Source organism: Microvirgula aerodenitrificans DSM 15089 (assembly GCF_000620105.1).
Taxonomy (GTDB): domain Bacteria; phylum Pseudomonadota; class Gammaproteobacteria; order Burkholderiales; family Aquaspirillaceae; genus Microvirgula; species Microvirgula aerodenitrificans.
The window spans coordinates 335156-359409 of sequence record NZ_JHVK01000002.1; the positions used below are offsets into that span (position 1 = coordinate 335156).

Here is a 24254-nt window from a genome sequence, read left to right on the forward strand (position 1 = left end):
GACTAGATTTCCTGTGCCGGCGTGGAACTCGGCGCCGGGGTCGGGCCAGCCGGCGGCGTCGGGCTGCTGCCGCCGACACTGGCGGTCGGCTTCGGCGGCCGCGGCGGCTTGCCATCCATGATGTCGTTGATCTGCTCGGCGTCGATGGTTTCCCATTCCAGCAGCGCCGCAGTCATCGCCTCGACCTTGTCGCGGTTCTCGTCGAGCAGCCGGCGCGCCAGCGCATACTGCTCGTCGATGATGCGGCGGATTTCCTGGTCGACCTTGCGCATCGTGTCTTCGGACATGTTCTTGTGCGTGGTCACCGAGCGGCCGAGGAACACTTCACCCTCGTTGTCGCCATAGACCATCGGGCCCAGTGCATCGGACATGCCGTAGCGGGTCACCATGTCGCGCGCCATCTGCGTTGCACGCTCGAAGTCGTTGCTGGCGCCGGTGGTCATCTGGTTCATGAACAGCTCTTCGGCGATCCGGCCCCCGAACAGGATGGCAATCCGGTCCATCAGGTAGCCACGGTCGTAGGCAAAGCGGTCCTGCTCCGGCAGCTGCATGGTCACGCCCAGCGCGCGACCGCGCGGGATGATGGTGACCTTGTGCACCGGGTCGGACTTCGGCAGCAGCTTGGCCACCACGGCGTGACCGGACTCGTGGTACGCGGTGTTCTTCTTTTCCTCGTCGGTCATGACCATGCTGCGGCGCTCGGCGCCCATCATGATCTTGTCCTTGGCGGATTCGAAGTCTTCCATGTCCACCAGTCGCTTGTTGCGACGCGCGGCAAACAGCGCGGCCTCGTTGACCAGGTTGGCCAGGTCGGCGCCGGAGAAACCCGGTGTGCCGCGGGCAATGATGTCCGGCGCCACGTCGTTGGCGATCGGCACCTTGCGCATGTGCACGTTCAGGATCTGTTCGCGGCCGCGGATGTCCGGCAGCGGCACCACCACCTGGCGGTCGAAGCGGCCCGGGCGTTGCAGCGCCGGGTCCAGCACGTCCGGCCGGTTGGTGGCGGCGATGACGATGACGGTCGAGTTGGTGTCGAAACCGTCCATCTCCACCAGCAACTGGTTAAGCGTCTGTTCGCGTTCGTCGTTGCCACCGCCGAGGCCGGCGCCACGCTGGCGACCGACCGCGTCGATTTCATCGATGAAGATGATGCACGGCGAATTCTTCTTGGCGTTCTCGAACATGTCGCGAACGCGCGCCGCACCGACACCGACGAACATTTCGACGAAGTCGGAACCCGAGATCGAGAAGAACGGCACCTTGGCTTCGCCGGCGATGGCCTTGGCCAGCAGCGTCTTGCCGGTACCCGGGCTGCCTGCCAGCAGGATGCCGCGCGGCACGCGGCCGCCGAGGCTCTGGTAGCGACTCGGGTCGCGCAGGTAGTCGACAATTTCCTTCACCTCTTCCTTGGCCTCGTCGCAACCGGCGACATCGGCGAAGGTGATGGTGTTGGTGTCCTGGTCGAGCATCTTGGCGCGGCTCTTGCCGAAGCTGAACGCGCCGCCCCGACCGCCGCCCTGCATCTGGCGCATGAAGAAGACCCAGACGCCGATCAGCAGCAGCATCGGGAACCAGCTGATGAAGATATTCATCAGCATCGACGGTTCCTCATCCGGCTTGGCCTGGAAGCGGACGTTGTTCTTGATCAGGTCGTCGACCAGTTTCGGGTCGTACGGCGCGTAGGTGGTGAACGCGCCGCCGCCGGTGAACTTGCCTTTCAGCCATTGTCCGCGCAGCGGATGGCCTTCGATGGTCACGCTCTGCACGCGCCCCGACTCCAGGTCACTGATGAACTGCGAATATTCGACCAGGTTCTGCGTGTCCTGACGCTTGCTGAACTGATTGAACACAGTCATCAGCACCAGACCGATGATCACCCAGATGGCGATGTTCTTGCCGATGTTGTTCAAGTGAAGGCTCCTTTACGCCACTGGGCGCACGCCAGCTTTCAAAGCAAAGATGATTCGATTGTAATCATGAGCTAGTGGCCTGTCAGCGCAAACCCTTGCCCAATAGGTATATTTCTGTCGATCGGTCCCGCGACGCTTTTGGCTTGCGGGACACAACCTGGGTAAAGCTGCTTCTCATTTCTGCCAGGTAAGCATTGAATTCGCTGCCCTGGAAGACTTTGACGAGGAAATGACCATCCGGTTTCAGATGCTGCCGGGCAAATTCCAGCGCCAGTTCGCACAGATACGCGGAGCGGGCCTGGTCGGTCGCACTCATCCCCGTGATGTTGGGGGCGATATCCGAAATCACAAGATCAAGCGGACGTCCGTCCAGCAACGCTTCGAAGCGTGCCAGCACCTCGTCCTCGCGAAAGTCGCCCTGGATGAAGTCTACGCCAGGAATCGCCGCCATTTCGAGGATATCCAGCGCAAAGATCCGTCCGTGATCGCCGACGATGCGGGCGGCCACCTGGGACCAGCTTCCCGGCGCGCTGCCGAGGTCGGCCACGGTCATCCCCTGCCTGAGCAGCTTGTCCTTTTCATTGATCTCCAGCAGCTTGTAGGCGGCACGCGAACGGTAGCCATCCTTCTGGGCCTGATGGACCCAGTGATCGTTGACATGCTCGTGTAGCCAGGCCGCACTGGTCTTGGATCGGGCCATACCGTAAAATCACCTTTTGAAACCGCAATTTGCAGAATATGAAAATCGAACTGACGCCGGAACAACGCCAGCATCTCAAGGGTCTGGCCCACAACCTGAACCCGGTCGTGATGATCGGCAACAACGGGTTGACCGACGCCGTGGTCCGCGAGATCGCCATCAACCTCGACGCGCACGAGCTGATCAAGATCCGCGTACTCGGCGATGAGCGCGAAGCCCGTCTCGCCATTTACGAACAGATCTGTGACGATCTCGATGCCGCGCCGGTCCAGGTCATCGGCAAGCTGCTGGTGGTCTACCGTCCGTCGGACAAACAGCGCATCGTGCTGCCGGCGGCAAAAAAGCCCCGCGGCCGCTGACTGCCGTCCGGCCTGAGCCATGCCGCAATCCGAAGGCGCAGCCTAACCGCTGCGCCTTTTATTTTGCTTAGATTTGCTTAGAAACGGGACAGCTCAGCCGTGCCGGGTCACAAAAAGCAGCCCCATCAGGCTCTGCACCAGCAGCAGCAGGCTGGAAATCGCCTGCCAGGTGCCAAAGCCGCCGCCGAACATGCCGGTCGCGGCACTGGCCGCGCTGGCCTTGACTCCGACCAGGATCGGCGCAATGGCGAAATGGTTGACCAGCGTGCAGGCAAGCATGCCGACAATCAGCCAGAAGCCGCCGTCACGCATGCCGGCCAGCCCCTGCCGCCACAGCCAGTCGATCAGCAGCACCAGGCCGCAGACCAGGCCGATCCAGCCCATCACCCCCAGCACATGCCAGGTGATCGCTCCGGCCGCTCCGCGCTCCAGGCGCGTGAACAGCACCGGCGCCACGATCAGGCCAATGGCCCAGATGCCGCCGATCCACAGGGTCTGCGCCACGCGGCGCAGCCAGTCCAGTGTTCCATCCATCGCCATCCCTCCGCTTGCGGCCAGGATCAGGACGTCAGAGGTATTTGACGTCGAGCACTTCGTATTCGCGGATGCCGCCCGGCGCGACCACTTCGGCCACGTCGCCGGCTTCCTTGCCGATCAGGGCACGCGAGATCGGCGAATTCACCGAGACCTTGCCCAGTTTGATGTCGGCTTCGTCGTCGCCGACGATCTGGTAGGTGACCTGGTCATCGCTTTCCAGGTCGACCAGCTGCACGGTGGCGCCGAACACGATGCGGCCATCGGCATCGAGCTGCGCCGGGTCGATGACCTGCGCGTTGGACAGCTTGCTTTCCAGATCGGCGATCCGGCCCTCGATAAAGCCCTGGCGTTCCTTGGCGGCGTCGTATTCGGCGTTTTCCGACAGGTCGCCGTGGCTGCGCGCCTCGGCGATGGCGGCGATCACTTCCGGACGGGCCACGGACTTCAGGTTCTGCAGTTCGTTCCGGAGCTGCTCGGCGCCAAACTTGGTCAACGGCACTTTGATCATTTCACTCATCCTCCTTCTCGTCCGTCCGGCACCCGCGGTGCGACGGTCGCGACATAAAATGCAAGCCGCCGTCACGGGGACGGCGGCTTCTCTCGATTCAATCGGTTGCCGACGATTCTAGCGGCAAACGCCGGTCAATCCAAGCGTTTGCCAACGTCATCGTCATTGCGGCCGATTCAGCCCTTCAACTGGGTGTGCAGATCCTGCAGCGGATAGACGTCCAGCGCCTGGCTCTCGCTGAGGCCATGCGCCACGGCGCGCGCACCGGCCAGCGTGGTATAGAACGGCACCCGGCCCTGCAGGGCACTGGAACGGATCGACTGGCTGTCGATGATGGACTGGCGCTTTTCTTCCACGGTGTTGATCACCATGGCGATTTCACCATTCTTGATCATGTCGACCACGTGCGGACGACCCTCGGTCACCTTGTTGACCCGCTGCACACCCATGCCGGCGTCGGCCAGCACCCTGGCCGTGCCGCGCGTCGCGCACAGGCCGAAGCCGGCCCGCTGCAGTTCGCGCGCCACGTCGACGATGCCGTGCTTGTCGCCGTTGCGGACCGAGATGAACACCTTGCCCGATGTCGGCAGGCGGTCGCCGGCCCCCATCTGCGCCTTGACGAAGGCTTCGGCAAAGTTGCGGCCGACCCCCATCACTTCACCGGTGGACTTCATTTCCGGCCCGAGGATGGTGTCGACGCCCGGGAACTTGATGAACGGGAACACCGCCTCCTTGACCGCGGTGTACGGCGGCACCACTTCGCCGGTGATGCCCTGCTCGGCCAGCGTGATGCCGGCCATGCAGCGCGCGGCCACCTTGGCCAGATCCCGGCCGGTCACCTTGGACACGAACGGCACGGTCCGCGAGGCGCGCGGGTTCACTTCCAGCACGAAGATGGTATCGCCCTGGATCGCGAACTGCACGTTCATCAGCCCGACCACGTTCAGCGCCCTGGCCATGGCCACGGTCTGGCGGCGGATCTCGTCCTGCAGCGCCGGGAACAGGCTGTACGGCGGCAGCGAGCACGCCGAGTCGCCGGAGTGCACCCCGGCCTGCTCGATGTGCTGCATGATGCCGCCGATCACCACGTCCTTGCCGTCGCCGATCGCGTCCACGTCGACTTCGATCGCGTCGTTCAGGAAGCGGTCGAGCAGCACCGGGCTGTCGTTCGATACCTTGACTGCTTCACGCATGTAGCGTTCGAGGTCGGCCTGTTCGTGGACGATTTCCATCGCCCGGCCGCCCAGCACGTAGCTCGGGCGCACCACCAGCGGATAGCCGATCTCGGCCGCCAGCCGCAGCGCGTCCTGCGGATTGCGCGCAGTGCGGTTGGCCGGCTGCTTCAGACCGAGGTCCTGCAACAGTTTCTGGAAGCGCTCGCGGTCTTCGGCGGCGTCGATCATGTCCGGCGAGGTGCCGATGATCGGTACGCCGTTGGCTTCCAGCGCGCGCGCCAGCTTCAGCGGCGTCTGGCCACCGTACTGGACGATCACGCCCCACGGCTGCTCGACATTGACCACTTCCAGCACGTCCTCGAGCGTCAGCGGCTCGAAGTACAGCCGGTCCGACGTATCGTAGTCGGTGGACACCGTTTCCGGGTTGCAGTTGACCATGATGGTCTCGAAGCCGGATTCGCGCAGGCTCAGCGCCGCATGCACGCAGCAGTAATCGAACTCGATGCCCTGGCCGATACGGTTCGGGCCGCCGCCGAGCACCATCACCTTGCGCCGCGACGTCGGCCGCGCTTCGCACTCTTCCTCGTAGCTCGAGTACATGTAGGCGGTGCTGGTGGCGAACTCGGCCGCGCAGGTGTCGACCCGCTTGTAGACCGGACGGACGCCCAGCGCCCAGCGGTGCTGGCGCACCACGCTCTGGTCGACGCCGAACAGCGCAGCCAGGCGGCGGTCGGAGAAGCCCTTGCGCTTCAGCGCGCGCATTGCGCCGGCATCCAGCGTGCCGAGCGTGCGGCCGGCCAGTTGCTGTTCATCGCGGATCAGATCCTCGATCTGCACCAGGAACCACGGATCGATGCGGCTGATGCCGTACACCTCGTCGACCGACAGGCCGGCACGGAAGGCATCCGCGACGTACAGCAGCCGGTTCGGGCCCGGCGCGCCCATTTCGGCACGGATGGTGTCCAGGTCAGTGGTCTGCGGGTCGAAGCCGGCCAGGCCGGTTTCCAGGCCGCGCAGCGCCTTGTGCAGTGATTCCTGGATCGAACGGCCGATGGCCATCACTTCGCCGACCGACTTCATCTGCGTGGTCAGGCGGTCGTTCGCCATCGGGAACTTCTCGAAGGCGAAACGCGGAATCTTGGTGACCACGTAGTCGATGGACGGTTCGAACGAGGCCGGGGTCGCGCCACCGGTGATGTCGTTTTTCAGCTCGTCCAGCGTGTAGCCGACCGCCAGTTTGGCCGCCACCTTGGCGATCGGGAAGCCGGTCGCCTTCGACGCCAGCGCCGACGAGCGGCTGACGCGCGGGTTCATTTCGATCACGATCAGGCGGCCGGTTTCCGGCTCGACGGCAAACTGCACGTTGGAACCGCCGGTATCGACGCCGATCTCGCGCAGCACCGCGAGCGACGCGTTGCGCATGATCTGGTATTCCTTGTCGGTCAGCGTCTGCGCCGGGGCAACGGTAATCGAGTCACCGGTATGCACCCCCATCGGGTCGAGGTTCTCGATCGAGCAGATGATGATGCAGTTGTCGGCGCGGTCGCGCACGACTTCCATCTCGTATTCTTTCCAGCCGAGCATGGATTCTTCGATCAGCAGCTCGTGGGTCGGGCTGGCCTCGAAGCCGCGCTCGCAGATGGTCAGGAATTCTTCGCGGTTGTAGGCGATGCCGCCACCGGAGCCGCCCATGGTGAACGACGGGCGGATAATGGTCGGGAAGCCGAGTCCGGCCTGGATTTCCAGCGCTTCGTCCATGCTGTGGGCGACGCGGGAGCGCGAGCACTCGAGGCCGATCTTCTGCATCGCCAGCTTGAACTTGTCGCGGTCTTCCGCCTTGTCGATGGCCTCGACCGAGGCGCCGATCAGTTCGACATTGAACTGTTCCAGCACGCCGTGGCGGGCCAGTTCGAGCGCGCAGTTCAGCGCGGTCTGGCCGCCCATGGTCGGCAGCACGGCGTCAGGACGTTCCTTGTCGATGATCTTGGCCACCATCTGCCAGGTGATCGGCTCGATATAGGTGACGTCGGCCATGTTCGGGTCGGTCATGATCGTGGCCGGGTTCGAATTGACCAGGATGACCCTGTAGCCTTCTTCGCGCAGTGCCTTGCACGCCTGGGCGCCGGAATAGTCGAATTCGCACGCCTGGCCGATCACGATCGGGCCGGCGCCGATGATCAGGATGCTCTTTATGTCGGTACGTTTGGGCATGGCTGCTTCCGCTGAATCTGTAGAAATCTTAATGGATGCTCGCCGTGGCGAGCTTGGCACTGAAGCCGAGGAACATGACACCGACACCGCCGACCACGCCGGATGCCAGCCGCTGCCGGCGACGGAACGCGTCCGCCAGCCGGCTGCCGGCCAGGATCAGCACGGTCAGGTAAGTGAAACTGCATGCCTGCAGGATGGCCGCCAGCGCCAGGAAGGTGACGGCCGGATGCGGATAGGCCGGATCAACGAACTGGATGAAGAACGACAGGAAGAACAGGATGGCTTTCGGGTTCAGCAGGCTGATGACCAGCGCCTTGCGGAACGGCTGCCCGCCCTGCACGGCGGCGGCCGGCGGCGCGATCGGCGCGGCGGGCCTGCCGGCCTGCCGCCAGGCGCGCCACGCGGCGCGCAGCATGTTGCAGCCGAGCCAGGCCAGATAGCCGGCACCGACGTATTTCAGCCCCCAGAACAGCACCGGATAGGCTTTCAGCACCGCTGCCATGCCGGTCGCGGCCAGCGTCATCAGCACGGCATCGCCAACGAACACGCCCAGCGCCCCCTGATAGCCGGCGCGAATGCCGCGCGATGCGGCGATCGACAGCACGTACAGTGAGTTGGGGCCTGGCAGCAGCACGATGAAAATCGTGCCGATCAGGTAGGTGGCGGGATCGGTGATGCCGAACATGCTGTTGTCTCCCCGGGTCCGTCCTAGCGCGTACGCGCTTCGATCAGGCCGATGAATTTGTCGAACAGGTAGGCGACGTCATGCGGGCCCGGGCTGGCTTCCGGGTGCCCCTGGAAGCTGAACGCCGGCTTGTCGGTCAGGGCGATGCCCTGCACGGTGCCGTCGAACAGGCTGCGGTGGGTGACGCGCACATTGGCCGGCAGGCTGGTCTCGTCGACCTGGAAGCCGTGGTTCTGGCTGGTGATCATCACATGGCCGGAATCGAGATCCTGCACCGGGTGGTTGGCGCCGTGGTGACCGAATTTCATCTTGCTGGTCTTGCCGCCGGTGGCCAGGCCGAGCAGCTGGTGGCCGAGGCAGATGCCGAACACCGGCACGCCGCTGTCCAGCAGTTCGCGGATGGCGGCGATCGCGTAGTCGCACGGTTCCGGATCGCCAGGGCCGTTGGACAGGAACACGCCGTCCGGGTTCAGCGCCAGCACGTCGCGGGCCGGGGTCTGCGCCGGCACCACGGTGATGTCGCAGCCGCGTTCGGCCAGCATGCGCAGGATGTTGTACTTGACGCCGAAGTCGTAGGCGACGACGCGGAAACGCGGGGCAGTGCTGTCGCGATAACCGCTGCCGAGCTGCCATTCGGCCTGCTTCCACGGATACGCTTCGCTGCAGGACACGACGCGGGCCAGATCCTGGCCGGCCATCGAGCCGAAGCCGCGCGCCAGTTCCACCGCGCGCCCGGCGTCGATGTCGCCGGCCATGATGCAGCCCGGCTGGGCGCCGCCTTCGCGCAGCAGGCGCGTCAGCCGGCGGGTATCGATATCGGCGATGGCGACGGTGCCATTGCGGGTCAGGTAGTCGCCAAGCGACTCGGTGGCGCGGAAGCTGGAATGGATCAGCGGCAGATCGCGGATGATCAGGCCGGCGGCGAACACGCCGCGCGACTCGACGTCTTCGGCGTTGGCGCCGACGTTGCCGATATGCGGGTAGGTCAGAGTGACGAGCTGGCGGGTATAGGACGGATCAGTGAGGATTTCCTGATAGCCGGTCATCGAGGTATTGAACACCACCTCGCCGACCGTGACGCCTGACGCGCCGATGGCGCGGCCGCGGAAAAGGGTACCGTCGGCAAGCGCGAGAATTGCTGGGTGATCGGACACGGGCTGCTCCTGTGTGTGATGCAGAATACGGACGCTAGATGCGCCAAACGGGACAAGCAGGCTCGTCGGCCGCTCATCCCGTTCGGTCAAACCTTCGGATTTTACTGCGTCGCAATATTTTCAATCAAGCGACATGAATGTTTCAATTTGCAAATAAGGTCTTGCGAATATTCTGCAAAACCGCTCTGCATCGATCATTCCGTCGCCATCACCCTGTCATCGCAGGCCGCTAGCGTTTCTCCGCCAGCGCCGCGCGGCGCACCCGCCAGTCCGACAGCGCCAGCCAGGCCTGGGCACGCCGGGTCTCGGCGCGCAGCGCTTCCGGCACATTGGCACCGGCCGGCTGCAACTGGTCGCCATTCCAGCGCAGATAGGCCGGCCGGGTCAGGTTCTGGGCGGCGCCGTCGTCGCTGATGACGATGCCCTGCCCGCCCTCGTCCTGGATAAAGCTGACCGCCGTCGGCCGGCTGGCCGGCGCCAGCAGATTGCGACCGGCCCACCACGACGGCGCCATGCCCAGCGCCTGCGCATACAGGGTCGGGAAAATGTCGCGGTGGCTGGCCCAGGCCCGGGTGTCGACCTTGCCGTGCGGTCGCATGGCCGGCGGCAGGTACAGATAGATCGGCACGCCGTATTTCAGCGGCAGGATGCTGGAGTCCGGGTACTCGAAAATCGAGCGCGAGTTGTGGTCGCCGGTGGCGGTGACAATGGTGTGCGACGCCAGTGCGCTGCCCTTGACCCGGTCCATGAAGCCGCCGAGGCTGTCGTTCGCATACTGGTAGGTTTCCATGATGCTCTGCGCCAGCCGGGTGTCGGCCGTCCGGTGCGCCGGCAGCCGGTTCACGTCCAGCGGCCGCTTCCGGTAGTCGGCCGGCAGCCGGTACGGTGGATGATTGGTCACGCTGAGCGTGAACAGCATCAGTTTCTCGCCCTTGCGGTCGGCCTCGGCCAGCCGCTCGCTGGCGAAGCGGAACATGTAGTCGTCGTCGACGCCCCAGGTGCCGGTGGTCGCATTGGGGAAGCGCTGGAGGATGCGCTGCATGCCGTCCACTTCGTCGAAGCCCTGCACTTTCAGCGAGCGGTCCAGCCCGCGCCAGCTGGCGCTGCCGGAGGTGATGAACACCACCTTGTAGCCGGCGTCCTTGAACGGCTTGACCGCCGAGAACGGGAACGGCTTGTAGCCGTAGCCGCTCTGGGTCAGCGGCGAGATCGGTGTACCGTACAGCAGGCCTTCCAGGCTGGGGAAGGTCCCGTGCTCGATGGAGATCGCGCGCGAGAAGTAATAATCCTGGTCGAAATGCGGCGCCAGCCGGCCGAGCACGTCATTGGCGACCGGGTCCTGCGTATTCAGCAGTTCGCGGCCGAACGACTCCATCAGCGCGAACACCACGTGCGGACGCGGCGCCGACAGCGACGGTTTCGCGAAGGTCGAGACCGAGCGGGCCAGTGCAGCCTCGTCGTCGCCCTGCCAGCCCAGTGCGTGTGCGGCTTCCAGCGGCGTCTTGAAGCCGAAGCGCTTCAGGCCGGCATACGGATCGCGGCCGAGGTCCATTTCCTTGCGGATGCCCCAGGCGGTATACAGCGCCTGCGGGCCGTTCGGCACCGTCGAATTGATGAAGGAGTTGGTCGATACCGCCACATCGGTTTCGCGCAGCGGGAAAGTGCCGAGGCTGCCGCGCGCCAGCAGGGTGAAGCCGAGCACGGTCAGCACCACCATCAGCGCCTGGGCGGGCTTGCCCCAGCCGGCAATGGCCGAACGGCCGCGGCTGCGGCCGGCCAGCCACAGGATCAGCGCGGTGGCGGCCAGCCAGGCCAGCGTGCCGCTGACCACCGGATAGTCGCGCCACACCGTCGACAGGATGGCGCCGGTATCGTCCTCGAACAGCCCGAACACGATCGGATTGATCGGGCTCAGATAGAAACCGAAATAGAAATGATTGACGATCGACACCAGGGTCAGGGCCGCCACCGCCAGCGGCGCATAGACCCGCACCACCAGTTGATCGAGCAGACGGCGCAGCCCGCCCGGCAGCGCCTGGGCCAGCGCCAGCAGCAGCCAGGCCGGCAGCAGCGTCGAGGCGACCCATTTGGCGTCGAAGCGCAGCCCCATCAGCAGGGCATGCAGCCAGTCCTGCTTCAGCGCGGCGGTATCCGCCGGCGCATAGCCAAGCACCAGCCAGACCCGCATTCCGGTCAGGAACACCAGCAACAATACCGCCAGCAGCAGCCCCTGGCGGCAACGCCCCCAGAAACCCGCTTCGGCGGACGACTCAAATTGGTATGTGCGCATTTCCCGAACCAGCGACCAGCGGCATAAAGGCGCGAGTGTAGCAGGCCGCCGGTCGGCAGACCTTGCTCCCCGGACGAAAAAACCGCGTCACCTTGCGGCGACGCGGTTTCAGCCTGTCCATAAACCCCGCCCGCAGCGAAGCGGCGTTTCCCCTGCGGCGGCGGGGATGGAACGGGCAGGATTCAATCAGGCGGACTGCCGTTCTGGCGGCAGTTTCTGTCAGTCCGGCATGCACCGACGCCATTGCTGCCGCCGGTGCCCGCCTTTATGAGCCGACCCGCTCAGAATGCAGCGTCGTCCAGCGCCAGCACCGAGTCGGCACCGCCAGTGATCGCAGCGGCCAGGCCCGGCACCTGCGGCAGCAGGTGTTCGCCAAAGAAGCGCGCAGTGATCTGCTTGGCGTCGATAAAGGCCGTGTCGGCATCGGCATTCTGGCGCTGGGCGTCGACCACCAGCGCGGCACGCGCCAGTTGCCAGCCGCCAAGCAGAATGCCCATCAGCTTCAGGAACGGTACCGAGCCGGCGGCCGGGCCCTGCGGCGCGGTGGCGAAATTCGCCAGCACATAGTCGACGCACGCCTCGGCGGCAGCCACACCGGCTTCCAGATGCGCGCGGGTGGCGGCGAACGGCGCGCCCAGCGCATCGAGGCGCGCGGCGTCGCCCTTGACCGCTTCCAGCAGCGCCCGGGCGGTCACGCCGTTTTCGCTGGCCAGCTTGCGGCCGATCAGGTCCATGGCCTGGATGCCGGTCGTGCCTTCGTAGATCGAGGTGATGCGCGCATCGCGGTAGTACTGCGCTGCGCCGGTTTCCTCGATAAAGCCCATCCCGCCATGCACCTGCACGCCGAGCGAGGTGATTTCATTCGCCTGTTCGGTGTTCCAGCCCTTGACGATCGGAATCAGGAAATTGACCAGCGCCTGGTTGCGCGCCTTTTCCGCCGCCACCGGGTGATGGGACGCACGGTCCAGCGTCGCGCCAGCCAGATAGGTCAGCAGGCGCTGCGCTTCGATCTGGGCGCGCATGGTCATCAGCATGCGGCGCACGTCCGGGTGACGGATGATCGCCGCCGGTGCCGGATTGGGGCTGCCGAGTTCGCGCGACTGCACGCGGTCACGCGCATAGTCGACCGCCTGCTGGTACGCACGCTCGGAGATCGCCATGCCTTCCACCGCCACGCCGAGGCGGGCGTGGTTCATCATGGTGAACATGTACGACAGGCCCTTGTTGGCTTCGCCGACCAGATAGCCGACCGCACCGCCCTCGTCGCCGAAGCTCATCACCGCCGTCGGCGAGCCGTGGATGCCGAGCTTGTGCTCGATCGATACACAGCGGGCGTCATTGCGCGCGCCGAGGCTGCCATCGGCATTGACCAGGAACTTCGGCACCACGAACAGCGAGATGCCCTTCACGCCGGCTGGCGCGTCCGGCAGGCGGGCCAGCACCAGATGGACGATATTGTCGGCCATGTCGTGCTCACCCCAGGTGATGAAGATTTTCTGGCCGGTGATCAGGTAGCTGCCGTCGTCGGCCGGTACGGCCCGGGTCTTGACCTGGGCCAGGTCGGAGCCGGCCTGCGGTTCGGTCAGGTTCATGGTGCCGGTCCAGATGCCGGCACACATGTTCGGCAGATAGACCGCCTGCAGTTCGGCATCGGCATGATGGGCCAGGGCCTCGATCGCGCCGAGCGTCAGCAGCGGTGCCAGGCTGAACGACAGGTTGGACGCGCACCACATTTCCTCGGTCGCCATCGCCACCAGCGCCGGCAGCCCCTGGCCACCGAATGCCTGCGGCGCGCGCAGACCGCCCCAGCCGCTGTCGCGGAACTGGGCATACGCCTCGCTGAAGCCTTCGGCGGTGGTCACCGCGTAGTCGGCCCAGACGTTGCCCTTGTCGCCGGCACGGTTGATCGGGTCCAGTACGCCTTCGGCAAACTTGGCGGCTTCGTCCAGGATCGCATCGGTCAGTTCGACGTTGCAGTCCTCATAACCCGGCAGGGTGCAGACGGCGGTCAGTTCCGCCTGTTCCAGCGCGAAGCGGATCTCTTTCAGCGGGGCCTGATAGCTCATGATGTACTCCTTTGTTTCTCGTCTGTTCGGGATGCCGGCCGTAATCGGCGGCAAAAAGGCGGCGACCCGGTCCGTTACCGGACAGGGTGGCGCCGCCTCGTGAAATCGGGTGGGCAGGGCCTGAGGCCCCGTCCCGACCGGGCCGTCTGTGCGACCCTGGTCATGGTGCTTACTTCGACAGCTCGGCCATCAGCTCCGGCACGGCGGTGAACAGATCGGCCACCAGCCCGTAGTCGGCGACCTGGAAGATCGGCGCTTCTTCGTCCTTGTTGATCGCGACGATCACCTTGGAGTCCTTCATGCCGGCCAGATGCTGGATCGCACCGGAGATACCGAGTGCCAGATACAGTTCCGGCGCCACCACCTTGCCGGTCTGGCCGACCTGGTAGTCGTTGGGCGCGTAGCCGGCGTCGACCGCGGCGCGCGACGCACCGACGGCGGCACCGAGCTTGTCGGCCAGCGGCTCGATCACGGCCTGGAACTGCTCGGCCGAACCGAGGGCACGACCGCCGGATACGACGATCCGGGCTGCGGCGAGTTCCGGGCGATCGGACTTGGTCAGCTCCGAACCGATGTGGACCGACAGGCCGGCATCGCTGCCCGCCGCCACGGCTTCAACCGCGGCACTGCCGCCGTCGGCGACCGGCTCGAATGCCGTCGTCCGCACGGTAATGACCTTGATCGGGTCGATCGACTGCACCGTGGCCAGCACGTTGCCGGCGTAGACCGGACGCACGAAGGTGTCGGCCGATTCCACGGCAACGATGTCGGACAGCTGCGCCACGTCCAGCAGGGCGGCCACGCGCGGGGCGAGGTTCTTGCCGAAGGTGGTGGCCGGGGCCAACACGTGGCTGTAACCGCCACGGGCGATTTCCGCCACGGCCGGGGCCAGGTTTTCCGCCAGCGCATGGGCGAAGGCGGCGTTGTCGGCCGTCAGCACCTTCTGCACGCCGGCCAGCGCGGCAGCCTGGGCGGCCACGGCGCCGACGTTCTGGCCCAGGACCAGCACGTGGATGTCGCTGCCGAGCTTCTGCGCGGCGGCGACGGTGTTGCGGGTTGCCGACTTCAGCGCGGCGGTGTCGTGTTCTGCAATAACGAGGATGGCCATGCTCACAGCACCTTTGCTTCGTTCTTCAGTTTCGCCACGAGTTCGGCAACCGAACCCACCTTGATGCCGGCGGAGCGCTTGGCCGGCTCGGCGAATTTCAGCGTCTTCAGTCGCGGGGCGACATCCACGCCCAGATCGGCCGTGGTCAGTTTTTCCAGCGGCTTTTTCTTGGCGGCCATGATGTTCGGCAGCTTGACGTAGCGCGGCTCGTTCAGGCGCAGGTCGGCAGTGATGACCGCCGGCAGGCCGAACTTGACGGTTTCCAGCCCGCCGTCGATTTCGCGGGTCACGGTCACCGATTCCGCCGACAGTTCAACCCTGGAGGCAAACGTGCCCTGGCCGGCACCGATCAGCGCGGCCAGCATCTGGCCGGTCTGGTTGGCATCGTCGTCGATGGCCTGCTTGCCGAGGATCACCAGTTGCGGCGCTTCCTTCTCGACCAGTCTGGCCAGCAGCTTGGCCACGGCCAGCGGCTGCAGCTCGGCATCGGTCTCGACGTGGACGGCACGGTCGGCCCCCATCGCCAGCGCGGTGCGCAGGGTTTCCTCGCACTGCTTGACCCCGAAGGACACGGCGACGATTTCGCTGAGCTTGCCGGCTTCCTTGAGGCGCACGGCCTCTTCGACGGCGATTTCATCGAACGGATTCATCGACATCTTGACGTTGGCGATATCGACATCCGATCCGTCCGCCTTGACGCGGACCTTCACGTTGTAATCGACAACGCGCTTCACGGCGACTAGTGCTTTCATATTCCTCCAGCAGAATTCAGTGAGCGTCGACCGACAGACCGGCGCGGCTCCGCGACTCTCAAACGAGCGTTTGAATTTATACCCGACTTTTTGCTGGCCGACAATCGCATCTTGCGCTGAACGGCCACTCTGACGCATAAGTGGGTACACATGGTAATGTGCTGCATTGCAACATCGCAACTTTTGCCCGACAAACCAACAAAGGAGTAATGGAATGACCCTCTACTTTGAAGACCTGGAAATCGGCCAGTACGCCGAATTCGGCAAGACCATCACCGATGCCGACGTGCTGATGTTTGCAGCCGTTTCCGGTGACACCAACCCGATGCACCTGAATGCCGAGTATGCCGAAGCCACGCCATTCAAGTCGCGCATCGCTCACGGCATGCTGACCGCCAGCTTCGTTTCCACCATCCTCGGCACGCGTCTGCCGGGCGAAGGCACGATCTTCCTGTCAAACAGCTGCAAGTTCAAGGCGCCGGTGCGCATCGGCGACACCGTCAACACCCGCTGCACCGTCACCACCCTGGACCCGGTCAAGAAGCGCGTGACGCTGAAGACCGAATGCCGGGTCAAGGATACGGTAGTGCTTGAAGGTGAGTCACTTGTGATTGCTCCCAGCCGGGGCTGAGCATGATCGACATCATAGACGTCACCGACGCGGTCGGCGCGCTGCTGCGCCCCGATCTGCTGGCGCAGGCGGCGGATATCCATCGCGAACTGCGTCCGGAACTGCCGGCCGACTACCCGGCGTTCATAGCCGGGCTGTTTGCTGGCGGCGGCCGCATGCTGGTCGCGCTGGATGCGGAACGGCGCGTGCTCGGGCTGGCGGTGTGGCGCTGCCACATCAATACCTGGGCCAACGGACCGTTTTTCTATGTCGATGATCTGGTCACCCGGGCCACGCAGCGCTCACAGGGGGTCGGCCAGCAGCTGATCGCCGCGCTCGAAGCCCGCGCCCTCGCCGCCGGAGCCGACACGCTGCACCTGGATTCGGCCACGCATCGCCATGATGCGCACCGTTTCTACTTCCGCGAAGGCATGCATATCGCCACCTTCCATTTCGCCAAACCATTGACGAAATAGGCTGCCGTCGCGCAGTGCAGACAAAAAAACGCCGTCCCCGATACCGGGAGACGGCGTTTTCACACCGGCTTGCTGCTCAGGCAGTTGCCGTCATGCCGTTGTGGCGCAGCAGCGCATCCAGCGCCGGTTCGCGACCGCGGAAGGCCTTGAACGACACCATGGCCGGCCGCGAGCCGCCAACGGCCAGAATCTCGCGCCAGAATGCCGCGCCGGTTTCCGCATTGGCGCCGCCGTGTTCCTCGAACGCCGCGTAGGCATCGGCCGACAGCACTTCCGCCCACTTGTAGCTGTAGTAACCCGCCGCATAGCCGCCGGCAAAGATATGGCTGAAGCTGTTGACGAAGCGGTTGTACACCGGCGGGAAGTTCACCGCCACTTCGCGCCGGACCTCGTCGAGCAGCGCACGCCAGTCGCCACCGACCGGGTCGAAATCACTGTGCAGCAGCATGTCGAACAGCGCGAACTCGATCTGGCGCACGGTGATCATCCCGCTCTGGAAGTTCTTCGCCGCCAGCATCTTGTCGAACAGCACGCGCGGCAGCGGCGCACCGGTCTCGACATGGGCGCTCATGCCGGACACCACATCCCATTCCCAGCAGAAGTTTTCCATGAACTGGCTCGGCAGCTCGACCGCATCCCACTCGACGCCGGAAATGCCGGCCACGCCCGGCACGTCGACCTGGGTCAGCAGGTGGTGCAGGCCATGCCCGAATTCATGGAACAGCGTGATCACTTCGTCATGAGTGAAAGTTGCCGGCTTGCCGGCCACCGGGGCGGAGAAGTTGCAGGTCAGGTAGGCGACCGGCGTGGTCAGCGTCGCGCCCTTGCGGCGACGGCCGCGCGCATCGTCCATCCAGGCGCCGCCGCGCTTCTGTGCGCGGGCATACAGGTCGAGATAGAACTCGCCGAGCTTGCTGCCGTCCTTGCGGATCTCGAAGAAGCGCACGTCCGGATGCCAGACCTCGGCCCGGGTTTCGGCCACGTCGATGCCGTACAGGGTGCGTACCACGCCGAACAGGCCGTCCAGCACGCGGGCTTCGGGGAAGTAGGCCTTCACTTCCTGTTCGCTGAAGGCGTAGCGTTGCACGCGCAGCTTCTCGGCCGCGAACGACACATCCCAGGCTTCCAGCGTGTCGAGGCCGAGCGTGTCGCGGGCGAACGCCTCCAGTTCCTCGCGGTCCTTGACCGCGAACGGCCTGGCGCGCGCGGCCAGATCACGCAGGAAGGTGGTGACCTGGACCGGGGTATCGGCCATCTTCGCCGCCAGCGACAGTTCGGCAAAACTGGCGAAACCGAGCATGCGGGCCTCTTCGGCACGCAGCGTCAGCATTTCGCGGATCAGCGGACCGTTGTCCCATTTTTCATCGCCGAACTCGGACGCGCGCGTCACATAGGCACGATACAGTGTCTCGCGCAGTGCCCGATTTTCGCCATACTGCAGCAGCGGGTAGTAGAACGGAAACTGCAGCGTGATCTTGTAGCCGGCCTTGCCGTCGTTCTCGGCCGCCTCGCGGTACATGGCCTTGACGTCATCGGGCACGCCGACAATTTCGCTCTCTTCGGCGTAGTAGGCAAAAGCGTCGGTGGCGTCGAGCAGGTTCTGCTCGAAGCGGGCGTCGAGGTCGGACAGCTTGAGCTGGATTTCGGTAAAGCGCGGCTTCTGCGCTTCCGGCAACTCGGCGCCGGACAGGCGGAAGTCACGCAGTTCGTTTTCCAGCACCTTGTGCCGCGCCGGGCTCAGCTTTGCATACTCCGGCGAGGCCACGAGGGCCTTGAACTTGTCGAACAGTGCCAGGTTCTGCCCGAGTTCGGTGAAGAACGCCGAAATTTTCGGCAGGTTTTCGTTGTAGGCTTCACGCAGCGGCGGCGTATTGACCACCGACTGCAGGTGCGACACCGGCCCCCATACCCGGCCGATGCGCTCGGTCGCGTCGTTCAGCGGTTCGACAAAGGTGTCCCAGCCCGGCGTCGACGTCCCGGCGGTCAGCGACGCCACCACCGCGCGGGCATCGGCCAGCACCTGCTCGACGGCAGGGGTCACGTGTTCGGGGAGAATGGCGGCGAACGGCGGCAGGTTCGGGTAGTCGATCAGCGGGTTGGGTGCGGTCATGGCGGCTTCCTGGCGACGGCGGCATGGCTTTTTTGCCGCGTCACGGTCAACATTGAGAATGATTCACTTCAGATTAGGCAAATGGGGTCCGCATGGAGAAACGCAATATCCGCCGCTTTGACGGCATCACGCCCACCGTTCCCGATAGCTGTTTCGTCGACGACACCGCGCTGGTAATCGGCGACTGCGTGCTCGGCGAGGACAGTTCGGTCTGGCCGATGGCGGTCGTGCGCGCCGACGTCAACGCGGTGCGCATCGGCAAGCGCAGCAATATCCAGGATTTCGCCATGCTGCACGAAAGCCACCGTCGCCCGCCGGAAGACCCGGAAGGCGCACCGCTGGTGATCGGCGACGACGTCACCGTCGGCCATCATGCGACGCTGCACGGCTGCACGGTCGGCAATCGGGTGCTGATCGGCATCGGCAGCGTGGTGCTGGACCGCGCCATCATCGAGGATGACGTGATCGTCGGCGCCGGCAGCCTGGTGCCGCCGCGCAAGCGCCTGCTGTCCGGCGGCCTGTACGTCGGCAGCCCGGTCAAGCGCCTGCGCGACCTGACCGACGAGGATCGCGCCTTCCTGCCGTATTCCGCCGCCCACTATGTCCGCCTTGCGGCCAAACACCGCTCGGGGGAGTAAGCGATGGACTACCTGGCACTGAAACACGCGCACGCCGGACTCGGTTACCTGACCGCGCTGTCGTTCTTCATTCGCGGCCTGCTGATGCTGGCGGGCTCGCCATGGCGCAGTTCGCGCCTCGCCCGCATTGCGCCGCATGTCATCGACACCTTCCTGCTGGTGTTCGGCGTGATGCTGGCCTGGCAGGCGCAGTACAACCCGCTGGAACAGCCGTGGCTGATGGCCAAGATCGTGCTGCTGGTCGTCTATGTGCTGCTCGGGGTCTGGGCGCTGCGCCGCGGCCCGACCCGGTCGCAGCGCAGCATCGCCTTCGTGCTCGGCCTGTTCGTGGTGATGTGGATCATCGCCATCGCCAAGACCAAGATGGTATTGCCGTTCTTCTGACCCGGCGCGCCCCGGCCTAGCGGCCGGCGGCGCTGACCCGGAAACGGCCGGCCAGCAGTGCCAGCCAGCCGATGGTGTGCCGCGTCTGCGCGGCACTGACCGTCAGGCTGTACTGGGCCTTCTGCATCGAACCGGCCACGGTGCCGATCATGCCGGTCTCGCCGGCATGGGCGCGTCCGGATTCGGTCAGCTGGTCTATGGTCGACAGCAGCGTGCCGACAATCTGCCGGACCTCGGCATTCTCCCCTGCCGAGGCTTCAGCCAGCGCCAGCCCCTCCTCCAGGTTTTCCATGCCGACCTGCATGGTATCGACCGCATTCTGCGCCTGTCCCTGCACCCGCTCGATCATGCTGCCGATCTCGTGGGTCGACTGGCTGGTCCGTTCGGCCAGCTTGCGCACCTCATCGGCGACCACGGCGAAGCCGCGCCCGGATTCGCCGGCGCGCGCCGCTTCGATGGCGGCATTCAGCGCCAGCAGATTGGTCTGATTGGCAATGCCCTGAATCAGCTCTACCACCAGGCCAATCTCGCGCGTGCTGTCGCCGAGGGCGACGATGGTTCGTGCCGATTCGCCCACGGTTTCACGGATATGCAGGGTACGTTCGCTGACGGCGGCCAGCTGCAGGCGGGCGGCCTCGCGCTGCTGCACCATCGCCGTTTCCATCTGCCCGGCATCACGGCTGGCCTCGTCCAGCGCAAGCAGTTGCTGGGCAATGCCGTCGCGGGTGCGTTCCACCGTGCTGAATACCTGCCCGGCCGCCACCACGGCGGCGGTGTTGTGCGCCTCCATGGCCCGGTTGTGGTGTTCCAGCACATGGCTGACCCGCACCACCTGGCCGATGGTGGTATCGAGATGATCAATCAGGCTGTTCACCCACTGCGCCATCCCGCCGGTTTCGTCGGCCTTCAACCGGCTGCGGTCGATGCGCAGGGTCAGGTCGCCATCGCCCTCGGCAAGATTGCGCACCATGCCGATGGTGTCTTTCAGCCGCAGCGCCAGCGGCCGGGCAATCACCTGGCGAAAACCGATTGCGCCGAACAGCAGCAGCACGCCATGCACCAGCGCCATGCCCCAGACCGACGGCGACCACTGCGCCTGCACCGCCAGACCGATGATGGCCAGCAGCGCCTGCACCAGAATGAAGCCGCACATCAGCTGGAAGCTGATCGAACGGTAGCGGTAGACCTCTTCCAGATCGGCCTCGCACATCATGCCCCAGCGGTCGGGCGATCCCGGCAGCTGGAACACCATGCCCTTGCCGATCACCGGGATATGGCGGTAATCGGCATAGCCCGGATAGGCTACGAACAGGTTTTGCCCGTTGCGGATGGTCTCGCGCACCCCGGGGTGCAGCCGCCCGGTCGCCGGGTCGTTGAACACCAGCTCGAACTCGGTGTGATTACGCACCATGACGGTGCCATAGGCGGTGCGCACGCCATCTTTCAGGTTGTCGCCGCTGCTGAAAGTGCGGTCCTCGAAGCGGGAACGCGACAGCGCCGTGCCCGGCGCAATGGCAGGATCGAAGCGCGACTCGACCATGAACAGATAGTTGTCGCCCGACTCGTGGAAGATATGCCCGGCTTCGCGCTGGATCAGGTCACCCAGCACATCGTTCGGTACCCGTGCGCACAGGCAGCCGATGCACTCGCCGTCTCGCTGGACCGGACGCAGGAACAGCAGGGTCACCTCGTCGTGAAAGCGCGACGAGCGCGGCCCCAGCGCCACGGTGTCCGCATCGCAGTACGGCCCGTACAGGAACGGGCGCCCGAGCCCCTGTTCCAGTGCCTGGGCGTTTGGCCCGCTCCGGCCAGTGCGGCCGGGCGCGCTCGACGCCAGCACGCAGTTGTCGGCACCGAGCAGAAACAGCTCCGTCACGTCGGACAGCTCGGCCAGCTGGGATGACAGGGTATCGGCACACGACGCCGGCGGCAGGCTGGCCAGACGTTCGGCCGCCCCGTCCAGGTACTGCCACAGCTGCTCGGTCCACTGGGTCAGCAGGGCCACCCGGGTGCGCGAGAACGCATCGAAAGTGCTCTCGATGGCCGGACAGCGGTCGCGGTTCAGCCAGCAGGCATGGCGCATGGCCAGCTTGCCGGTCCGGCCGGACCACGGCAGCCAGCGCCGTTCGGACGCGCTCAGCGCCATGCGTTCACTGAATTGGCTCATGGCGTTCCATCCCGTTCATGCTCGATATCGTCACACTGCTATGCAATATGCGTACCAAGAATGCCCGCGGGTGAACCGCCCGGCCGGGGTCAGACGATCTCGACCAGCCGCAATTCCAGCGCGTTGAAGTCGTCGGCCAGCTCATTGCCGAACTCGACGATGGTGTCGTCTTCCGGATCATGGTGCCAGTTCAGTGACACGTCGTTGCCAGCCAGCGCTGCCTGGTTCAGGTGGTCGAACAGGCTGAACAGCAGCTTGGTGCTGGAGCTGTTGAAATAGGCCAGCGCGACATCGACGGTAATGCGCGTTTCCTGCAACTGGCCGATGTACTGCACCACGGCGTCGATCAGCGGCTGGTAGAACAAGGCGGCGTTTTCCGGATACGACTCGCCGCGCAGCGACAGACGATGGGTGGAGAAGTCGAAATCGACTTGCGGCGTATAGGCCGTGGCCGGCAGATGGATGGCTTTCATGGGCAACCTCAAATGATGGCTTGCAGGTAAAACATCACATGGCCGGGATGCGCCGGGCTGGCGGCAAACCGGTACTCGATGGGTTCGGCGGCATCGCGGGCGACGGTCAGGAAGCCCAGCCCCGCGCCCTTGCTGGTCGCTTCGTTTTCCGCGCGCAGCGCCTGGCGGTACTGCGCGCGGATTTCCTCGCTGCTCATGCGTCGCAGCGGTTCCAGCCGCGCGGTCAGCCTCGGCACTTCCAGTGCATCCATCAGGTTGCCGCAGACGATCACGTGCTGGCCGTCACGTTCGCCGACATACAGCGCCCCGTCGCGCAGCTCGTGATCGCGCTGGTCAGGGCTGCCGACGCAGGCGGCCGAGTAGTGGACGATGTTCTGCGCCATCTCGATGAAGCTGGAGAACAGCTTGCGCTGGCGCACGCCGGCCGCGCCCTGCACCGTCAGCCGGGCGCGCAGTGCATCGGCCATCGCGGCGATAACCGGCTGGGAAAAGGTACCGTTGTAGAAGAACACCACCTGGTGCTCGGCGGCGAGCTCACGGAAACGGGCAAAATGCTGCAGCATGATCAGTCCGTAGTGGGAAGGGGACGGCGCCATCAGGGCAGCCGGAAACCGAAGACGGTCACGTCGTCGCGGCGGGGCTCGCTGCCCTGCCAGCGGTCGAAGGTCTCGAGCAATTCCGCCTGCTGGGCCGGCAGCGGCTGATCGCGGCAGCGCAGCAGGGTTTCGCGCAGCCGGCGCTTGCCGAAGGCGATGCGCTTGCTGCCGCCGATCTGGTCGATCAGCCCGTCGGTACTCACATAGACCGTCGTGCCCGGCGCCAGCGTCACTTCGCGGTTGTCCCAGCAGTAATCGTCCGGCGTGGCCACATAGCCGACCCCCATCCGGTTGCCGTCCAGCACCTCGAACGCATCCGAGCCCGGCGTCAGCAGGAATACCGGCGTCTTGGCGCCGGCAAAGGTCATGCGCCGGGTCTGGCTGTCGACGAACAGGAACGCCGTGTCCATGCCGTCATCCGACTGCTGGCTGTCGGCGGCGGCGACCTCGTCCGCCTGCTGGCCCAGCGAGGCCTTGACCATGCGGTTGATCTCGCCCAGCAGCCCGGCCGGATCGCGCAGATCGGCGTGGCGCAGCACCTGGTTCAGCGCACTGGCCATGATCAGGGTCATGAACGCACCGGGCACGCCATGACCGGTGCAGTCGATCACGGCGGCAAAGAAGCCTTCCGGACGACGCACGAAGTAGTAGTAGTCGCCACCGACCACATCGCGCGGCGCCCAGTGCATGAAGTAGTCGTCCAGCGTCGCCGCCATGTCGCGGCGCGAATGGCGCAGGAACGACTGCTGGATCACGCTGGCGTAGTGGATCGACTCCATCACCTGGCGGTTCTTTTCCGCGGTCAGGTCGGTCATGGCACGCATCAGGTCGACGCCAAGCCCGACCCCGGCATAGCGGTCGTGGTCGGTGACGATAAAGCCGTCATTCAGGGTCTTGTCGCCATTGGCCAGCGCCAGGTACGACAGGTCGGTCAGCGGCGTGTCGTGCGCTACCACCAGCGGTGTGTTGTCCATGAAGGCAATGCAGCTCTTGCGGCCGAAAATCTCGCGATGGAACGGTCGCGCCAGGTGGTTCATGAACTGGTTGCGGTTGATCAGGCCGATCGGGCGGTCATTCTCGACCACCGGCAGGCCGCTCAGGTGCGGATGGCGGGTAAAGATCGACAGGATGTCGTCGTTGGTCTGGCCCGGGGTGGCGGCCGGCGCCACCGACATCAGGGCAGCAGCGGTCTGGCGGTTGGCAGGGGTCTGGCGCATGGCTAGGTTCACTGCGGCAATGGGATGGACAGGATGGTAGGCAGCGCGTGTTAAATCGCCTTGTCCGTTCAATGACAGGCAGATGAACAGATTCGCGGCAGATACGACATCCGCAAGCCTGTTGGAAT

At 65.1% G+C, this 24254-nt stretch carries 21 protein-coding genes; 5 read left to right on the forward strand and 16 right to left on the reverse strand.

Annotation, left to right across the window (positions count from 1 at the left end; genetic code table 11):
* Window positions 1–2: 2 nt before the first annotated feature.
* Together ftsH and Q352_RS0103375 are read right to left on the reverse strand one after the other, a co-directional pair.
* Window positions 3–1910, reverse strand: coding sequence for an ATP-dependent zinc metalloprotease FtsH (gene ftsH / locus Q352_RS0103370; RefSeq protein WP_028498134.1), 1908 nt, complete (start codon window positions 1908–1910; stop codon window positions 3–5).
* 82 nt (window positions 1911–1992) lie between these two features.
* A complete protein-coding gene (locus Q352_RS0103375) occupies window positions 1993–2610 on the reverse strand; it encodes an RlmE family RNA methyltransferase (protein ID WP_028498135.1) in 618 nt (205 codons plus the stop codon).
* Between the two features lie 38 nt (window positions 2611–2648).
* Here Q352_RS0103375 and yhbY point away from each other — a divergent pair, with 38 nt between their 5' ends.
* Window positions 2649–2969 (forward strand): ribosome assembly RNA-binding protein YhbY, encoded by a 321-nt coding sequence (gene yhbY / locus Q352_RS0103380; RefSeq protein WP_028498136.1) that lies wholly within the window; start codon window positions 2649–2651, stop codon window positions 2967–2969.
* Window positions 2970–3062: 93 nt separating this feature from the next.
* Here the strand turns inward: yhbY and Q352_RS0103385 are convergent, their stop codons facing one another.
* The 9 genes from Q352_RS0103385 to Q352_RS0103425 form a co-directional block, all read right to left on the reverse strand.
* Complete coding sequence (locus Q352_RS0103385; RefSeq protein WP_051528645.1) at window positions 3063–3503, reverse strand: DUF4149 domain-containing protein; 441 nt, start codon at window positions 3501–3503, stop codon at window positions 3063–3065.
* A 34-nt stretch (window positions 3504–3537) separates the two neighbouring features.
* Window positions 3538–4014 (reverse strand): transcription elongation factor GreA, encoded by a 477-nt coding sequence (gene greA / locus Q352_RS0103390; RefSeq protein ID WP_028498138.1) that lies wholly within the window; start codon window positions 4012–4014, stop codon window positions 3538–3540.
* 176 nt (window positions 4015–4190) lie between these two features.
* Window positions 4191–7400: a carbamoyl-phosphate synthase large subunit gene (carB, locus tag Q352_RS0103395; RefSeq protein ID WP_028498139.1), complete on the reverse strand. Its 3210-nt coding sequence runs from the start codon at window positions 7398–7400 to the stop codon at window positions 4191–4193.
* Window positions 7401–7428: 28 nt separating this feature from the next.
* Window positions 7429–8085, reverse strand: coding sequence for a leucine efflux protein LeuE (gene leuE, locus Q352_RS0103400; protein WP_028498140.1), 657 nt, complete (start codon window positions 8083–8085; stop codon window positions 7429–7431).
* Between the two features lie 23 nt (window positions 8086–8108).
* Window positions 8109–9239 (reverse strand): glutamine-hydrolyzing carbamoyl-phosphate synthase small subunit, encoded by a 1131-nt coding sequence (carA, locus tag Q352_RS0103405; RefSeq protein WP_028498141.1) that lies wholly within the window; start codon window positions 9237–9239, stop codon window positions 8109–8111.
* A 229-nt stretch (window positions 9240–9468) separates the two neighbouring features.
* Window positions 9469–11529: an LTA synthase family protein gene (locus Q352_RS0103410; RefSeq protein ID WP_028498142.1), complete on the reverse strand. Its 2061-nt coding sequence runs from the start codon at window positions 11527–11529 to the stop codon at window positions 9469–9471.
* A 281-nt stretch (window positions 11530–11810) separates the two neighbouring features.
* Window positions 11811–13595, reverse strand: a complete 1785-nt coding sequence (locus tag Q352_RS0103415; RefSeq protein ID WP_028498143.1) for an acyl-CoA dehydrogenase — start codon at window positions 13593–13595, stop codon at window positions 11811–11813.
* A 169-nt stretch (window positions 13596–13764) separates the two neighbouring features.
* Window positions 13765–14703 carry an electron transfer flavoprotein subunit alpha/FixB family protein gene (locus tag Q352_RS0103420; RefSeq protein ID WP_028498144.1) on the reverse strand — a complete coding sequence of 313 codons (939 nt, stop codon included), beginning with the start codon at window positions 14701–14703 and terminating at the stop codon, window positions 13765–13767.
* A 2-nt stretch (window positions 14704–14705) separates the two neighbouring features.
* On the reverse strand, window positions 14706–15455 hold the full coding sequence (locus Q352_RS0103425; RefSeq protein WP_028498145.1) for an electron transfer flavoprotein subunit beta/FixA family protein: 750 nt from the start codon (window positions 15453–15455) through the stop codon (window positions 14706–14708).
* Between the two features lie 214 nt (window positions 15456–15669).
* Between Q352_RS0103425 and Q352_RS0103430 the strand changes: the two genes are divergently transcribed.
* Both Q352_RS0103430 and Q352_RS0103435 read left to right on the forward strand, forming a co-directional pair.
* Window positions 15670–16086, forward strand: coding sequence for a MaoC family dehydratase (locus tag Q352_RS0103430; RefSeq protein ID WP_028498146.1), 417 nt, complete (start codon window positions 15670–15672; stop codon window positions 16084–16086).
* A 2-nt stretch (window positions 16087–16088) separates the two neighbouring features.
* Window positions 16089–16541, forward strand: coding sequence for a GNAT family N-acetyltransferase (locus Q352_RS0103435; RefSeq protein ID WP_036385111.1), 453 nt, complete (start codon window positions 16089–16091; stop codon window positions 16539–16541).
* A gap of 76 nt (window positions 16542–16617) precedes the next feature.
* On the opposite strand, the gene Q352_RS0103440 is transcribed toward Q352_RS0103435, so the two are convergent.
* Window positions 16618–18651, reverse strand: a complete 2034-nt coding sequence (locus Q352_RS0103440; RefSeq protein WP_028498148.1) for a M3 family metallopeptidase — start codon at window positions 18649–18651, stop codon at window positions 16618–16620.
* 92 nt (window positions 18652–18743) lie between these two features.
* Here Q352_RS0103440 and Q352_RS0103445 point away from each other — a divergent pair, with 92 nt between their 5' ends.
* Both Q352_RS0103445 and Q352_RS0103450 read left to right on the forward strand, forming a co-directional pair.
* Entirely contained in the window at window positions 18744–19289 is a 546-nt protein-coding gene (locus tag Q352_RS0103445) for a gamma carbonic anhydrase family protein (RefSeq protein WP_036385114.1), read from the forward strand.
* 3 nt (window positions 19290–19292) lie between these two features.
* Window positions 19293–19673, forward strand: coding sequence for a SirB2 family protein (locus tag Q352_RS0103450; protein ID WP_028498150.1), 381 nt, complete (start codon window positions 19293–19295; stop codon window positions 19671–19673).
* 16 nt (window positions 19674–19689) lie between these two features.
* Here the strand turns inward: Q352_RS0103450 and Q352_RS24245 are convergent, their stop codons facing one another.
* The 4 genes from Q352_RS24245 to Q352_RS0103470 form a co-directional block, all read right to left on the reverse strand.
* Window positions 19690–21840 carry a methyl-accepting chemotaxis protein gene (locus tag Q352_RS24245; protein ID WP_028498151.1) on the reverse strand — a complete coding sequence of 717 codons (2151 nt, stop codon included), beginning with the start codon at window positions 21838–21840 and terminating at the stop codon, window positions 19690–19692.
* A gap of 89 nt (window positions 21841–21929) precedes the next feature.
* Window positions 21930–22313: a DUF1987 domain-containing protein gene (locus Q352_RS0103460; RefSeq protein WP_028498152.1), complete on the reverse strand. Its 384-nt coding sequence runs from the start codon at window positions 22311–22313 to the stop codon at window positions 21930–21932.
* Between the two features lie 8 nt (window positions 22314–22321).
* The gene (locus Q352_RS0103465; RefSeq protein ID WP_233495161.1) at window positions 22322–22909 is read right to left on the reverse strand and encodes a SiaB family protein kinase; all 588 of its coding nucleotides are present in this window, start codon (window positions 22907–22909) and stop codon (window positions 22322–22324) included.
* Window positions 22909–24126 carry a SpoIIE family protein phosphatase gene (locus Q352_RS0103470; protein ID WP_051528646.1) on the reverse strand — a complete coding sequence of 406 codons (1218 nt, stop codon included), beginning with the start codon at window positions 24124–24126 and terminating at the stop codon, window positions 22909–22911. The genes Q352_RS0103465 and Q352_RS0103470 overlap by 1 nt, the downstream gene beginning before the upstream one ends.
* Between the last annotated feature and the right edge of the window lie 128 nt (window positions 24127–24254).